Genomic DNA, 15,406 nt, shown 5'->3' with positions numbered 1-15,406 from the left:
ATAAGGTTACGCGTATTGCGCTTCAAATGCTTTCATAAAATCAACTAGCGCTTGAACACCTTCTAGTGGCATTGCATTATAGATAGACGCTCGCATCCCACCCACAACTCGATGTCCTTTCAATGCTTTTAAACCCGCTTCATCTGCTAATGTAAGAAACTGAGCATCTAGCTCTGAATTCGCTAATTGGAATGGAACATTCATTAAAGAGCGGTTATTCGTATGAACCTCGTTACGATAAAAATCAGACTGATCGATATAATCGTATAGTGCAGACGCTTTCTTGCGATTACGCGCCTCCATCGCTTCAATACCACCATTTAGTTTTAACCACTTAAAAACCAAACCCGCTAAATACCAAGCATACGTAGGGGGAGTATTAAACATCGACTCTTGATTTGCTAACACACCATAGCTTAATACACTTGGAAGTGCTTCAGCAGCGAGATCGAGTAAATCATCACGTACAATAACAATCGTTAACCCTGCTGGACCAATGTTCTTTTGGGCACCAGCATAAATAACGCCATATTTAGATACGTCAATTTGACGAGACAAAATCGTCGAAGACATATCTGCAACAATAGGTTTATCTGTTACTGGTAAATCATTAATTTCAATACCATCAATGGTTTCATTTGGACAAAAATGTACATAAGCAGCATCGTCACTCAATGGCCATTCTGAAGCGGGTTTTACCGCTCGCTTGCCATCAAGCTCAGTAATTGCATCAATAACATTTGGTTGGCAATATTTTTTTGCTTCAGTCACTGAGCTTTGAGCCCAATAACCCGCATCAATATAATCAGCCTTAGTATTATTGCCCAATAAATTTAATGGTACTGCAGCAAATTGAGCACGAGCACCACCTTGGCAAAACAACACTTTATAATTATCTGGAATCGATAATAAATCACGTAAATCTTGTTCAGATTCCTCCGCAACTTTAATAAATTCTTTACTACGGTGGCTAATCTCCATTACGGATGTGCCTAAACCGTTCCAATTCACCAATTCCTTTTGAGCTTGGGCTAGAACGTCTGCTGGCAGCATTGCTGGACCAGCACAAAAGTTAAATACTTTTTCCATGTTTCTCAAAGGCTCCTGCTATTTATAAAAATCAATCATATCAACCTAGATAAATCACTGATTAAATATCTATCTAGGTTGCTATCAGTAAATATTGTGTAGAAATTAATACCACCTTTTCTCTTACAAATAAATCAGAAAGTGATCTAATTCACTAAATAAAAAAATAGCTCACCTTAGTGAGCTATTTTAACTTAATGTGTCCGGTATTAACCTAGGTAACTTAAAAAACCTAGTAACATAAATAGCGGCATTTTCTGTCCATTAAGTAATTCAATTTGTCCATCAGCAATCTTAGCCGACAAGCGGTAATTATCACCATCTTCTACGGCAAACTCATTGACTAATAGCTCATCCATTTGCATACGAAGTTCTGGTGTTTCATCAACTAATTTTTTCGCTATAACTAATTCACTGTTACCTTGTAAGGTTTGAATTAATTTATCTGCATTTTGTGACGCTCTTGCTGTTCCAGCAGGTAATGTCATCAGCACTTTACTATCAATTTTACTGCCTAACACATTTGCACTGAATTTATTAATATTCAATGAAAAACCTTTTGCTGCCAACAAATCAAACGACAGCATTAATTGCTCCATGTTTTCATTTGTTAACTCTTGCTCTTGAAGCAAAGGAACTAGTTTAATAAGTGCGTCATAATTTAAATCTTCAAAGCTAATATCAAAAACACCATCTTTTAACACACCAGAACTTGTTATTACTTCTGCAAGTTCAACCGTATTTTTAGATGAAAGCGTATTTTCTTCCGCTTTATCTTTTACTTCATTAATGTGGTTAGTACTTGTGTATTTGAACCCTTTAACTTCATTATTAAGTTGGCTCTCACTGTCTTTCAATACTAAATTACCAAAACCAACAATTGCCTCTCCAATAAAGATATCATCAGTATAATGTCCAACACTTTGGCCTGATACTTTATCAATAACCATTTCAGACTGGTTATCTAGACGTAATTCTGCTTTAGGTAACTGATAAGACAATCTAAACTGCCCATCTTTTTCTACTGTCGCCGAAACTTGGCTTGCCGCTAAAAATAGCTTTTCTACGCCTTGAGCTTTTAAGTCTTCTGTTACAAAATCAGTATCCTTACTGGTCAACAATAAATTCGTCGTGCCCGTTAATTGACTTTCTGTTGTTAAGGTTAACCCTTTAACAAATTCTGATATTTCTTCGGTACTACTAAATGTTGAAGTAGAAGAAATAGAAAATAAACCATGAGAAATATCGTGATCTACAATAAGTTCTGTTGGGTAACCCGCTTGTTTAAGCTCAGCACTCAAACCTTTATCAATAACATGAATGCGGCTCTCTGCGGTAGAACTTAAATAACCACGATCATAAGAAACCGATTCAACCTCAATAATAGAATTACTGTATGATGCAATTCCATCTTTAAAAATAGCTTCGCCTATCTTCCCTGTAGCAAATGGCCAACAAGCTACAACGGCAATTGCACCACCAATAGCAGCATATTTTCTTAATTCATTCATTTCATTATCCATTATTAACGATTTAAATCAGTTTACCTAAGACAGTAAGATCAATACAACTCTATTTATAAGATAAACGAACTTTAAACCAATACAATAACTTAACTTGGCTTATATTTTGCTTAATAAAAAAGATATAAATTGCACGCTAATTTTTTGACTAATAGTTGCTGCTCCAAATTTTGTAGACTCCCTTCTAGCAAAAATACACATTTCTGTTAGAATTTAAGCATATTTTGGTACAGCACTCAATTTGATAGGTTTCAAATATCATGATCCGTAAGACACTTTTAGCTTCAAGCCTAATGTTTATTTCAACAGCATCAATGGCTGCAGATAATGATTCAAATAATGCCATCATGAGCAACTTCAGCTATGACTATGTTGAAGCTCGCATTGGCTTCAGCCCTTCAACATTTGGTGCTGGATTTAGTACATCAATCCACCCTAATGCTCACGCTATTGTTTCTGTTGATTCAGAATTGGATGGTGACTACGATTTAGCGGCTGGTCTAGGCTTTCATGCTCCAGTAAATAACTGGGCTGACATTACTGGTGAAATGCTAGTTCGTGTTGTTGATGATAACAAACACTACAAAAATGACACCGGTATGGAACTTAACTTAGGCGTGCGTCAATGGTTAGGTCCTCAGCTAGAAGTTGGTGGTAAAGTGGGTTACTTATCTATTGAAGATAATGACGACACACTTTTCTCTGTTTACGGTCGATTCCACTCAACAGAGTTGTTCTCTATCGGTGCTGAAGGCCGTTTTAACGGTATCTATGGCGACCAACTACTATTAACTGCTCGCTTTAAATACTAATTAGATTTAGTAAAAAAAAACCTCGTTATACCTTAGACAACTCAAGGAATAACGAGGTTTTTTTATTTACTCTACACTTGTTGAAGTAAGGCTCTTTTCATTGGTTCTTGTAATAACGTCCAATGAACACCTGACTCCGCTCCTGCAAATTTCCACAGAAGTTTCACATCAACATCACCGCCATAGGTAGTATTTACTTTTTTAAATACATCAACAGCCCCGATCTCTAGAAAAGAATCGACATCCGGAACTCCAGCTTTCTTTACCATTCTCTCTAATGTTAATTGCATATTTGGCAAATCACGTAATCGACGATTCTCTTTTGATTTTTTAAATTCTCGTTCTACACGTGAATTTTCCATCACATCTTTAATGATATCGCTCAATAACGTTGGTTGCTTCTCAAATAACTCACTGATGTCGAAATAATTAACGGTCGCGATTGTCGTTTTTTTCACGTGCTTATAGCGTTCGCATCCTAATTTTTCAAACTGTTGATCGACGAATCTACCACCTCGAACGTATAATCGTCCCTCAGTAACTAATGAAAACATCGCATCTTCAGTAAATAAACCGACGCCACCAAACATAGAGCGTTTGTTAAATTTACCTAGTTTTTTTACAAAATTAAAAAAGCGTTCCTCTAAATGGTTCATCTTGATCTCCTTGATCTTAAACTTACGACCCCCGTCCCTGTCAGAAAATTGACATCAAGCAATTGAATATTAAACACACAATAAATAAGTTTCTAGCCTTTTTACATTAACTCCTGAATCTACAACCTTTTTCTTAAGTTCGATCACACCTTTAAGTATTGTTTTATGTAACGAACGAAGTTTTTCTTCAGGTTTCTATCACATTATAGTCTCACAAACTCACTCATTGATTTATTGACCACGCTCACAAGAATCATTTAGCACACCAATAATTTGACTCTTATTTATCTATCCGTAATAACTTTTTTGACAATTATGGTTAAAAAATCGTATTTTTTCCGAAAATGATCTCATTTTTTTGACTTTTTTCTTAGAAAATAGAAAAACGCTGTATGATTAATGCATTATTTAAAAGTATGAATTAACAATGAATCATTTATCGTTCTTTTGGCTATCCCACGATAAAGACAAAGTACTGGCTGCATTAAGAACTGAATTTAGCCAATTAACTTCGAAAAGCATCTCATCTGGCAAGATTCAATTGCCTCCTATCCCTGATGTGGTACTTAAAATTCAGAAGTTATGTACTCTTGAAGGCACTATAATCAAAGATATCTCAGATACTTTATTAGAAGACCCTAGCCTAACTGCTATTGTTATACGAATGGCAAACTCCGTTGTATTTAATCGTAGGAACATAACTTGCACTGATGTACTTACTGCGGTTTCCCGATTAGGGATTTTCCGTGTTCGAGATATAGTAACTGCTCAAGCAATTGAACAACTAAAGCATTCAAGTAACTTAAACAAGGAGTGCAATACACTTCTTCGTAAAAGTGCGGCAAAGTCACGTGAATTCGCAGCCGTTATGACAATGATCTGTGAAGAGTTAATTGTAGAATGTCAGGATAACTCACTCGATTACCTTGAACCAGAAAAGGCATTATTAACAGGGTTACTTGCAGACATAGGCCTTTTTTGCCTTATTAAAGAATATTATGATTATCTTGAAAAAGGTAATTACCTTGATCTCGAATTAGCCACCTATATCTTTAATCATGAATGTAATGCAACAAGCTACCATGTGTTAAATCAATGGCAATTTGATGTGGATTTCTTAGCCGTTGCAAAGAATGAACACACATATAGAAATACTGACCATCCAATTGATTATTTAAATATTGCACGTATCGCTAGTCACCTTTTAATGTTTAGAAATAAAGACGATGCGATTGATGAACATGACATAGAAATTACACTTGAAGGTGCTGGAGCTCTCTATACATTGACTAATTTGTCTAATAGCCAATTTAACAATCGTATTAAAGGCACACTCAGAAGTAGTGGTCTGTAATTTAATTACAGTAAAACGAATAACTTATATTGATGTCATTCCTAAGCCTTGATATTCTCTGGGTCTTCTTCATGGATGAGGTTTACATCATGCTTTCTGGAATGTTATTTGTTTTTTTACCGCTACTTTTTGGCTACTTAATTCCACTTCATTCTCAAAAGCCTCTTCAACATATCAATGCGGCAACGAGTCATTTGGTTACCATTATTCTTGCGCTAATGGGACTAAGCCTCGCAGCCCTAGATAATCTCGCTCAAAATTTAAATCAGATCGTAACTATCACTGCGGTTTTCTTTATTTCAATTAGTGTATGTAACTTATCGGTTCTTCCTATTATCGATAAACTTTTCCCTCTAAATTCAGAAGGAAACAAAAATACACTGCCTCTGTTTAAAATGATCTTAGAGTCGGCAAAATTATTACTTGCCGTGGCTGCTGGCCTCGCTTTTGGTTTACTTAGTGGGATAGACCTCACTTGGGTTGAAAGCGCTAGCGAAATTATTCTATTAGCTCTTCTTTTTCTTATTGGTATTCAATTACGAAACAGTGGATTGTCCCTGCGCCAAATCCTTCTAAATAAGCATGGAATAATAATTGCGGGTGTTATTTTATCGACATCATTAATTGGCGGGCTTATTGCTGCCCTATTTTTAGATATCCCTCTTAATCATGGTTTGGCAATGGCCTCTGGATTTGGTTGGTATTCCCTTGCAGGGATCTTAATGGGCGACGCTCTTGGTCCTGTTTATGGCGGCGCTGCTTTTTTAAACGAATTAATGCGTGAACTGGTTGCTCTTTTATTAATCCCAACCCTTATTCACCGTTACCCAGTGACCTCTATAGGCTATGCTGGCGCAACAGCGATGGATTTTACATTACCCGTAATTCAAAACTGTGGCGGTATTCGTTGTGTTCCGATCGCGATAGTTAGTGGTTTTATTTTAAGTTTGTTGGTTCCTTTTTTAATGCTCTTTTTTGTATCCTTATAATACGATAAAAGGGGAAACATCACATTGTGAGTTGTTTCAATTGCATTTAGTTATCTGATGCCTACAATCACATTCAATAATAATGATTCATTCCTAAGGATTTGTAATGAAACTAGCTGCCCTTCTTTTGCCTTTCACTTTGTTCACAGCGTCTGCTCACGCCGCAAATACAGAGTGCTTAAGCAATCAATATAGCCAATACGTTGATGCTTCTTTAACATGGTATAAAGAACTAATTTCTATTACAGTTAAAAAAGATCCAAATTTAAAAAGTGTTGGTAATTGGTTTTTAGAAGGGCGTAAACATCATTTTGAATTTAACCGTGCCGCTGTAGATTTCTACCTTAAAAACGACCCATCAAAAGTAAAAACGAACCAATCTATTGAATCGTGGTTACAGTTAGACCAAAAAGAAATAAAAACACTCGCTTCAAATAATGATGCCTTAGGAAAAGTAGCAAAAGTGACTTTTGATGATCGCCAATCTCAACCTCACAAACAAAATTATGAACTACGTTCAGCATTCGCAGATATTTTAAGTCATCCAAAAGAAATTGATGCTCCATTAAATGCATATAATCAAAAGATGAGTGGAATTAGCGAAATAAACTGCCTGTAAGCTGTCTGATATTTAACCAGCCCTGCGTGTTTTATAGCTATTTCCCCTCTCAAAAATAGATGTGGTACATTTTAGACGAGACATTTACGTGATTTTGTTCTAAATTGTGCCCTTATTCACAGGTAAAGAGAACGCCCACTTTGCTTTTCAATCATCAACAGAATAGAACAGATACCATGGTAACAGACAACAAAACAGCAGATGCCAACCTAGAAAGCATGTTGCGAATTTTTACTGTTCCGGAAGCTCCCGATTCGACTCTTGGTAAAATTGAACAAGAACTCTCTCAAAATCTGAATAAATTCTTAAGAGAACATATCGTCGCTGAAGAGAAGCCACTCACTGAAATTGAAAAAGATTTTACTGATTCTTCAATGCCAGAGCATCCGACTTATGTTTCAGAACATACTGAGCATTTATTAGATACGGTAGTCTCTCAATCTGTCCATACTTCGGCTCCCAGCTTTATTGGTCACATGACATCGGCATTGCCTTACTTTTTAATGCCGTTATCAAAGATAATGATCGCTTTAAACCAAAACTTGGTAAAAATTGAAACCTCTAAGGCTTTTACACCATTAGAGCGCCAAGTTTTAGGTATGTTACACCGCCTTATTTATGACAAAAAAGACCATTTTTATGCGCATTGGATGCACAGCGCCGATCATTCTCTTGGTGCTTTTTGTTCTGGTGGGACAATTGCAAACATCACCGCATTATGGGTAGCACGAAACCGCCTATTACAGCCACAAGGTGATTTTGAAGGCATTGCTAAGCAAGGTCTTTTTGCGGCACTAAATCATTATAAATATAATGGACTTGCCATCTTTGTTTCTGAGCGTGGCCATTATTCTGTTAAAAAAGCAGCTGATGTATTAGGCATCGGTCAAGACGGTGTTATTGCGGTAAAAACTGACAACAACAATCGTATTTGCTTGGCTGATTTGAACAAAAAAATTGCCGCAGTAAAAGTAAAAAACATTAAACCATTAGCTATTATAGGTGTTGCTGGTACAACAGAAACAGGCACGATAGATCCACTGCGCAAACTGGCTCAAGTCGCGCAGCGCGAAGGCTGTCACTTCCATGTTGATGCAGCTTGGGGTGGTGCGACATTAATGTCTAATACCTATCGACATTTGCTTGATGGTATTGATTTAGCTGATTCAGTCACTATTGATGCACATAAACAACTCTATGTTCCGATGGGTGCAGGGATGGTTATCTTCAAAGATCCTGAATTAATGTCATCGATTCAACATCATGCTGAATATATTCTACGTAAAGGGTCTAAAGATTTAGGTCGTCATACACTTGAAGGCTCTCGTAGTGGTATGGCAATGCTACTTTACTCTTGCTTTAATGTGATTAGCCGCCCAGGTTATGAACTACTAATAAATCAAAGTATTGAGAAAGCTAAATATTTTTCAGAGTTAATTAAGCAACAAGATGACTTTGAATTAATCTCTGAACCAGAGCTCTGCTTGCTGACCTATCGATACGTTCCAAGTAACGTAAAAGCCGCTTTATTGCTAGCCACACCAGAGCAACGAGATGAATTATATGAACATCTCGATAACCTCACTAAATACATTCAAAAAACACAACGTGAAACAGGTAAATCCTTCGTATCTCGTACTCGTTTAACGCCTGATGCCTATCAGTCTCAACCAACGATTGTTTTTAGAGTAGTGTTAGCCAACCCGCTTACTACCAAAGAAATCTTACACAATGTTCTTATTGAACAAAGAGAGATAGCGACAAGTAGTGAAATTTCGTTGCCTCAGCTTCTAAAACTCATCGACTCAATTCTAAAATAACGTACTTCTCTTCTAAAGCAGATTGTTTTATAAAATAAACAATCTGCTTTTCTGTAATTATTTTCCTTAAAATCTGAAACTTAATCACAGAATTTCAAGCAAAATGACAATATTCTTATATTTATAAATACAAACACTTTCAATTTAGAAAGTTTTTTTAGAGTTCTGTCATACTATTGTTATAAAAATACAATCAAAACAGCCGTTTGTTAGAGGCAAGCAACACAAACGTATATACTTAGTTTATGTTAAATATTGATAGCGTTAACCAGAGTAACCGATTAATTATTCTGGTTAAGGTTATTGCAAATAGAATCTATGAAGAGCGCATATGAATACCATTGAGAAGATACAAAACAATTTAGACAACTTCAGTAAGTCAGAGCGCAAAGTCGCTGAAGTTATTATGGCTTCACCACAAACAGCCATTCACTCTAGTATTGCTACCTTAGCTAAAATGGCAGATGTGAGTGAACCTACCGTTAACCGCTTCTGTCGTCGATTAGATACCAAAGGTTTCCCTGATTTTAAACTTCATCTAGCACAAAGCTTGGCAAATGGTACACCTTATGTGAACCGTAATGTTGAAGAGAATGATGGCCCAGATGCTTATACGCATAAAATTTTCGAATCAACAATGGCTTGTTTGGATGTCGCTAAGAACAGCTTAGATCCTATGCAAATAAATCGGGCTGTTGACCTACTAACGCAAGCAAAAAAGATTTCATTTTTTGGCCTTGGAGCGTCCGCTTCTGTTGCTCATGATGCAATGAATAAATTCTTCCGCTTCAATATTCCAATCACATGTTTTGATGACATTGTTATGCAACGAATGAGCTGTATTAACAGTACAGAAAATGATGTTGTCGTATTAATTTCTCACACTGGAAGAACAAAAAGCTTAGTTGAAGTAGCAGAACTTGCTCGATCAAACGGCGCGACAGTTATCGCTATTACAGCAAAAGACTCACCTCTTGAAAGAATGGCATCACTAGCAATTTGTTTAGATGTTCCAGAAGACACGGACGTTTACATGCCAATGGCAAGCCGTGTAGTACAAATGACCGTTATTGACGTCTTAGCGACTGGATTTACATTACGTCGCGGTGCTGGATTTAGAGATAATTTAAAACGAGTAAAAGACGCACTCAAAGATTCTCGTTATGAAAAAGATAATTCACTTTAATCTATTTTTAACTCTTTAATTTATATTAAGAACCGGTTTTATTTCCGGTTCTTTTTTTATAAATCCAAGTCATCCCATCTATTTTACTTCCTTAGATATAATTAACATAACCAATAGGTTTTAACTATTAATCAAAAAGGTAAAACCCTCTTTACTTTATTTTTTACAGTAGGCATAGTGTACCTATTGATTGCGAGTAATGCGCATCCCTTACTATTTGGAGTAAAGCTATGTTTGTTGTGATTTTTGGTCGTCCTGGTTGTCCATTCTGTGTTCGTGCAAAAGAGCATGCTGAAACACTAAAAGAAAAACGTGAAGATTTTAACTACCGTTATGTAGATATTCATGCAGAAGGGATCTCAAAAGCAGATTTAGAAAAAACCGTAGGTAAGCCTGTTGATACCGTTCCTCAAATTTTCATCGACCAAGACCATATTGGTGGCTGCACAGAATTTGAAGCATATGCAAAAGAAAACCTAGGCCTTTTTGATTAATCTATAGCCTATACCGATGTATTCTAAATCACTGCTCTTTAGCGGTGATTTTTTTTCATTTTATTTATAAATATGGTTATACATTCGCCATTTTTAAGTTAGACTTGCATCACATTTCCTTCTTCCATATTTCAGGCAAAATACAGTGAACATTGATGTTGCGACCTTGTTATCGCAAAACGATATATTACTTTTATTCGTTGTTCTCGCTCTTGGCTTATTTATCGCTAAAGTTAAAATCGGTAGCTTTCAATTAGGCAGTTCTATTGGTGTTCTTATCACCGCCCTCTTTATGGGAAGCCTCGGCTATACCTTTACTGCTGATTCTCTCAATATTGGCTTTATGCTTTTTATTTTTTGTGTCGGCATAGAAGCCGGTCCAAACTTCTTTGGCATATTCCTTCGTGATGGTAAGCACTACTTATTACTCGTATTGGTTGTGTTAATTTCTGCTATTTCCCTCAGTTTCTTAACTGGTTATTACTTCGAGTTAGATTATGGTCTTTCAACCGGAATGATGGCTGGCGCTCTTACTGCAACACCCGTATTAGTTGGTGCAAAAGATGCCTTAAACTCTGGTCTGGCGGTTTTACCTGAAGGTGTCGATTTCAGTAAAGTCATTGATAACCTCAGTGTCGGTTATGCCTTCTCTTATCTGATTGGTCTAACTAGCTTAATTTTATTGGCTCGATTACTACCGCAGCTACAAAAACAAAACCTACAAGACAGTGCAATGCAAATTGCTCAAGAACGTGGCATTGGCAGTGCAGGTCAGCGTAAAGTCTATCTACCTATTATTCGAGCTTATCGTGTTGGGCAAGAATTGATTGATTGGACTGATGGTAAAAACCTGCGTGAGCTAGGAATACACCGTCAAACAGGCTGTCACATTGAACGTATACGTCGTAATGGTATTCTTGCTAATCCTGATGGCGATTATATTCTTCAACAAAGTGATGAGATTGCGTTAGTGGGTTATCCTGATAGCCATGCGCGTTTGGACCCAAGCTTCAGAAACGGTAAAGAAGTATTTGATCGCAACCTATTAGATTTACGCATTGCAGAAGAAGAAATCGTTGTAAAAAATGACAATATTGCGGGCAAACGTCTTTCGGAATTAAACCTTTCTGAATATGGTTGTTTCTTAAACCGCGTAGTTCGAGCTCAAATTGAAATGCCAATTGAACATGACATTGTTTTAGCGAAAGGGGATATTCTTCAAGTCAGTGGTGAAAAGAGTAAAGTTCACCATATTGCCGACAAGATTGGTTTCATCTCTATCCATAGTCAAGTTTCAGATTTATTAGCTTTCTGTAGCTTCTTTATTCTTGGCATTATGTTCGGCATGATCACAATGAGCTTTGGACAAGTTACTTTTGGTTTAGGTAATGCGGTTGGCTTATTGATCTCAGGTATAACCTTAGGCTTTTTAAGAGCAAACCACCCTACTTTTGGTTATGTTCCTCAAGGGGCTCTAAACATGACTAAGAACCTGGGTTTATTAGTGTTCATGGTCGGTATCGGCCTTAGTGCTGGTGGAAACATCACTGAGTACTTCTCTGAAGATGGTTTAAAAGTATTAGTTGCAGCTTTGATCGTGAGTGTGGTTCCTGTAATACTTGCTTATCTTGTTGGTGCTTATATTTTAAAAATGAACCGTGCATTATTGATTGGAGCTATCATTGGTGCTCGTACCTGTGGTCCTGCAATGGATGTTGTGAATGAGCATGCTCGTAGTACCATCCCTGCACTTGGTTATGCTGGTACTTATGCGATTGCAAATATCCTGATGACCGTCGCTGGTACTATTATGATTTTATTAGCCTAATCAATTAAGATTTGTTATTGCCTTTCTTTGTTAAAGGCAAATAAAAACCCCAGAATGATCACTCACTCTGGGGCTTATTTTTATTCGCTATTATTGATTAGATATCAGCAACATCAAATTCAACCATTGGGTTCACGTCAGCGTCGTAATCAACACCATCAACGCCAAAACCAAACAATTTCAAGAACTCTTCTTTATACTCAACATAATCAGTTAAGTCTTTTAGATTCTCAGTCGTTACTTGTGGCCATAGCTCACGACAATGCTTTTGAATGTCTTCACGTAATTCCCAATCATCTAAACGCAGACGGTTTTGCTCATCAACTTCAGGAACTGATCCATCTTCTTTATAGAGACGTTGACTGAACATACGCAGGATTTGCTCTTGGCAACCTTCGTGTACGCCTTCTTCACGCATTTTCTTAAATACCATTGCGATATAAAGAGGCATAACCGGAATTGCAGAGCTTGCTTGAGTCACTACTGATTTAAGAACAGCTACGTTTGCAGTGCCGCCTGTCGCTGATAGTTTTTCGTTTAGCGCTGTCGCTGCACGATCTAAATCCATCTTAGCTTTACCTAGTGCGCCATCCCAATAGATAGGCCAAGTTAACTCAGTACCGATGTAGCTATAAGCAACCGTTTTACAACCGTCAGCTAAAACGCCAGCATCAGATAATGCACTCATCCAAAGTTCCCAATCTTCGCCACCCATTACAGTAATCGTGTCTTGGATCTCTTGTTCTGTTGCAGGCTCAACTGATGCTTCAATGATTGCATCTTTATTGGTATCAACTGCTGTTGCTGTATACGTTTCACCAATTGGTTTTAGTGTAGAACGGATCACTTCACCTGTTTCAGGCATTTTACGTACTGGAGAAGCCAGAGAGTAAACAACCATATCAATCTGACCTAGGTCTTCTTTGATTAAGTCGATAGTTTTTTGTTTTGCTTCATTAGAGAAGGCATCGCCATTCAAGCTTTTAGAGTAAAGGCCTTCTTCTTTTGCTAATTTGTCAAAAGCAGCTGAATTATACCAACCCGCAGTACCTGTTTTTTTCTCTGTCGGTGCTTTCTCGAAGAAAACACCAATAGTTGATGCACCCCCACCAAACGCAGCAGTAATGCGAGAAGAAAGACCATAACCACTTGAGGAGCCAACAACTAATACACGCTTAGGAGCATTAACAATTGGGCCTTGTGCTTTAGTTAGGGCAATTTGTTCTTTCACGTTGTTCTCACAGCCAACAGGGTGAGTGGTTGTACAAATGAATCCACGAATTCTAGGTTTGATGATCATGTTCAACTTTCCTTTTAATAATTACCTCTAGGATAAAAGGTTCTTATCCAATTCGCATCCCATTTATGACAATTTTTGTCAAAATAGTGAGTGGTTGGAGGTGTCAGAATATATTTCAATAAAAAAATAGCATTCTCTTCGCATTTTTTTGAACTATCTAAATAAAGTGAAGTCTGATGTTATGTTCATAATTCCACTGCTTTTTCTTGATTCATTCAAGTAACCCGTTATCTCGCTTTTAGCGCTTATAGATAACGGGTTTTTCTTTTTTAGCCATTATAAAAAAGAAAAAGAAAAAAGTTGAACTAACTTAACTATCGCAAGTCTGAATAAGTACCCGTTGATGATTAATGATTGAAATTTAGCAGGCCGCCAAGTTTTCTATCATCAACTGCATAGCTTTTTCATAATTCCTATATTCCTTTGCCCAATCTATTTGTTTGGGCTTTTTTTTACCTGAAACAAACCTAAGTTAATAGAAATTAACATCACTGAGCAAATAAATATACCGACAAAAAAATACCCCGCCTAAGCGAGGTATCTAATCTAAATCAAACTAACATTACGCTTTCTTTGGTAGTGAAATACTTAACAAGATATAACCAACAACAGCGGCTAATGTTGACCCCATTAAGATACCAAGTCGAGCTAACTTATCAAACTCTGGATTCGCACCACCAAATGCCAGTGATGAAATAAAGATCGACATTGTAAAACCAATACCACAAAGAACTGAAACCGCGAAGATGTGCTTCATGTTCACGCCGGTAGGCAGCTTCGCTATTCCTGATTTTACTGCAATATAACTAAAACTAAAGATACCTAATGGTTTACCAAGGAACAAGCCTAACGCAACACCTAGTGGTAACGTTGTTGTTAAACTATCAAATGATACGCCTTCTAATGAGATACCCGCATTCGCAAATGCAAACAGCGGTAATATACCAAATGCAACGTATGGGTGCAGAGCATGTTCCATGTGTTTCAACGGAGAACGTTCACCTTTATTCCCTTTAAGTGGAATAGCAAAACCGAGTACAACACCGGCTAACGTAGCATGAACGCCAGACTGTAAAACACTAACCCATAGAATGAAGCCAACAAGTAAATACCAACGGATCTTAGATACATGTTTTGAGTTTAGTAGGAATAAAATCCCTGTCATTACAAAACCAATCACAAGCGCTAACACTGATAAATCACTGGTATAGAAGAAAGCAATAATAACAACAACACCTAAGTCATCGATGATTGCAAGTGCCAGTAAAAATACTTTTAAGCTTACAGGTACTCGGTTACCAAGTAATGCCATGATACCTAAAGCAAACGCAATATCAGTTGCCGCAGGAATAGCCCAACCAGATAAGGCTTCAGGGTCACCCATATTAAACGCAACATAAACCAGAGCTGGAGCAAGCATGCCACCAACAGCGGCGATAGCAGGGAAAATTGCCGTTTCTTTCGACTTTAACGCACCTTCAAGAAGTTCACGTTTTACTTCTAAGCCAATCAATAAAAAGAACACAGCCATCAAGCCATCATTGATCCAATGTGAAACAGACATACCACCAATATAGGTATGTAAAAAAGTATCGTACATTGGAGCAAAAGAAGAGTTCGCGATCATCATCGCTATAGCTGCAGCAATCACAAGAAGGATGCCGCCAGCTGATTCTAGTTTAAAAAAATTCTTAATAACATCACTCATAAGATGTCCTTCACTTATAATTATAGTT

At 37.2% G+C, this 15,406-nt stretch carries 13 protein-coding genes; 8 read left to right on the top strand and 5 right to left on the bottom strand.

Translation table 11 applies throughout. The features are described from left to right. Positions 1-6: 6 nt before the first annotated feature. Positions 7-1,089, bottom strand: a complete 1,083-nt coding sequence (serC, locus tag A6E03_RS12010) for a 3-phosphoserine/phosphohydroxythreonine transaminase (RefSeq protein WP_065591519.1) — start codon at positions 1,087-1,089, stop codon at positions 7-9. Between the two features lie 209 nt (positions 1,090-1,298). Then, on the bottom strand, positions 1,299-2,600 hold the full coding sequence (locus A6E03_RS12005; protein WP_065591518.1) for a DUF945 family protein: 1,302 nt from the start codon (positions 2,598-2,600) through the stop codon (positions 1,299-1,301). 275 nt (positions 2,601-2,875) lie between these two features. Here A6E03_RS12005 and A6E03_RS12000 point away from each other — a divergent pair, with 275 nt between their 5' ends. Then, positions 2,876-3,424 carry a hypothetical protein gene (locus A6E03_RS12000; RefSeq protein WP_176703482.1) on the top strand — a complete coding sequence of 183 codons (549 nt, stop codon included), beginning with the start codon at positions 2,876-2,878 and terminating at the stop codon, positions 3,422-3,424. A gap of 71 nt (positions 3,425-3,495) precedes the next feature. Here the strand turns inward: A6E03_RS12000 and A6E03_RS11995 are convergent, their stop codons facing one another. After that, positions 3,496-4,080, bottom strand: a complete 585-nt coding sequence (locus tag A6E03_RS11995; RefSeq protein WP_065591516.1) for a TfoX/Sxy family DNA transformation protein — start codon at positions 4,078-4,080, stop codon at positions 3,496-3,498. Between the two features lie 427 nt (positions 4,081-4,507). On the opposite strand from A6E03_RS11995, the gene A6E03_RS11990 reads away from it, so the two are divergent. The 7 genes from A6E03_RS11990 to A6E03_RS11960 all read left to right on the top strand — a co-directional run bounded on the left by A6E03_RS11990 (position 4,508) and on the right by A6E03_RS11960 (position 12,370). Then, positions 4,508-5,434, top strand: a complete 927-nt coding sequence (locus tag A6E03_RS11990) for an HDOD domain-containing protein (RefSeq protein ID WP_065600941.1) — start codon at positions 4,508-4,510, stop codon at positions 5,432-5,434. 89 nt (positions 5,435-5,523) lie between these two features. Beyond that, positions 5,524-6,423, top strand: a complete 900-nt coding sequence (locus A6E03_RS11985; RefSeq protein ID WP_065591815.1) for a lysine exporter LysO family protein — start codon at positions 5,524-5,526, stop codon at positions 6,421-6,423. Positions 6,424-6,529: 106 nt separating this feature from the next. Next, the gene (locus tag A6E03_RS11980) at positions 6,530-7,042 is read left to right on the top strand and encodes a hypothetical protein (RefSeq protein ID WP_065591514.1); all 513 of its coding nucleotides are present in this window, start codon (positions 6,530-6,532) and stop codon (positions 7,040-7,042) included. A gap of 176 nt (positions 7,043-7,218) precedes the next feature. Next, positions 7,219-8,862 (top strand): pyridoxal-dependent aspartate 1-decarboxylase PanP, encoded by a 1,644-nt coding sequence (gene panP, locus A6E03_RS11975; RefSeq protein ID WP_065591513.1) that lies wholly within the window; start codon positions 7,219-7,221, stop codon positions 8,860-8,862. Positions 8,863-9,193: 331 nt separating this feature from the next. Next, on the top strand, positions 9,194-10,048 hold the full coding sequence (locus A6E03_RS11970; protein WP_065591512.1) for a MurR/RpiR family transcriptional regulator: 855 nt from the start codon (positions 9,194-9,196) through the stop codon (positions 10,046-10,048). Between the two features lie 230 nt (positions 10,049-10,278). Next, complete coding sequence (locus A6E03_RS11965) at positions 10,279-10,542, top strand: GrxA family glutaredoxin (RefSeq protein WP_060990515.1); 264 nt, start codon at positions 10,279-10,281, stop codon at positions 10,540-10,542. Between the two features lie 145 nt (positions 10,543-10,687). Continuing rightward, a complete protein-coding gene (locus A6E03_RS11960; RefSeq protein WP_065591511.1) occupies positions 10,688-12,370 on the top strand; it encodes an aspartate:alanine antiporter in 1,683 nt (560 codons plus the stop codon). Positions 12,371-12,467: 97 nt separating this feature from the next. On the opposite strand, the gene fabV is transcribed toward A6E03_RS11960, so the two are convergent. Beyond that, positions 12,468-13,670 (bottom strand): enoyl-ACP reductase FabV, encoded by a 1,203-nt coding sequence (fabV, locus tag A6E03_RS11955; protein ID WP_065591510.1) that lies wholly within the window; start codon positions 13,668-13,670, stop codon positions 12,468-12,470. 562 nt (positions 13,671-14,232) lie between these two features. Continuing rightward, on the bottom strand, positions 14,233-15,378 hold the full coding sequence (gene nhaA, locus A6E03_RS11950) for a Na+/H+ antiporter NhaA (protein ID WP_065591509.1): 1,146 nt from the start codon (positions 15,376-15,378) through the stop codon (positions 14,233-14,235). Positions 15,379-15,406: the final 28 nt, after the last annotated feature.

Source organism: Aliivibrio sp. 1S128 (assembly GCF_001691065.1).
In the GTDB taxonomy this organism is placed as follows: Bacteria; Pseudomonadota; Gammaproteobacteria; order Enterobacterales; family Vibrionaceae; genus Aliivibrio.
This window is presented reverse-complemented; position numbering and strand designations above follow the sequence as displayed.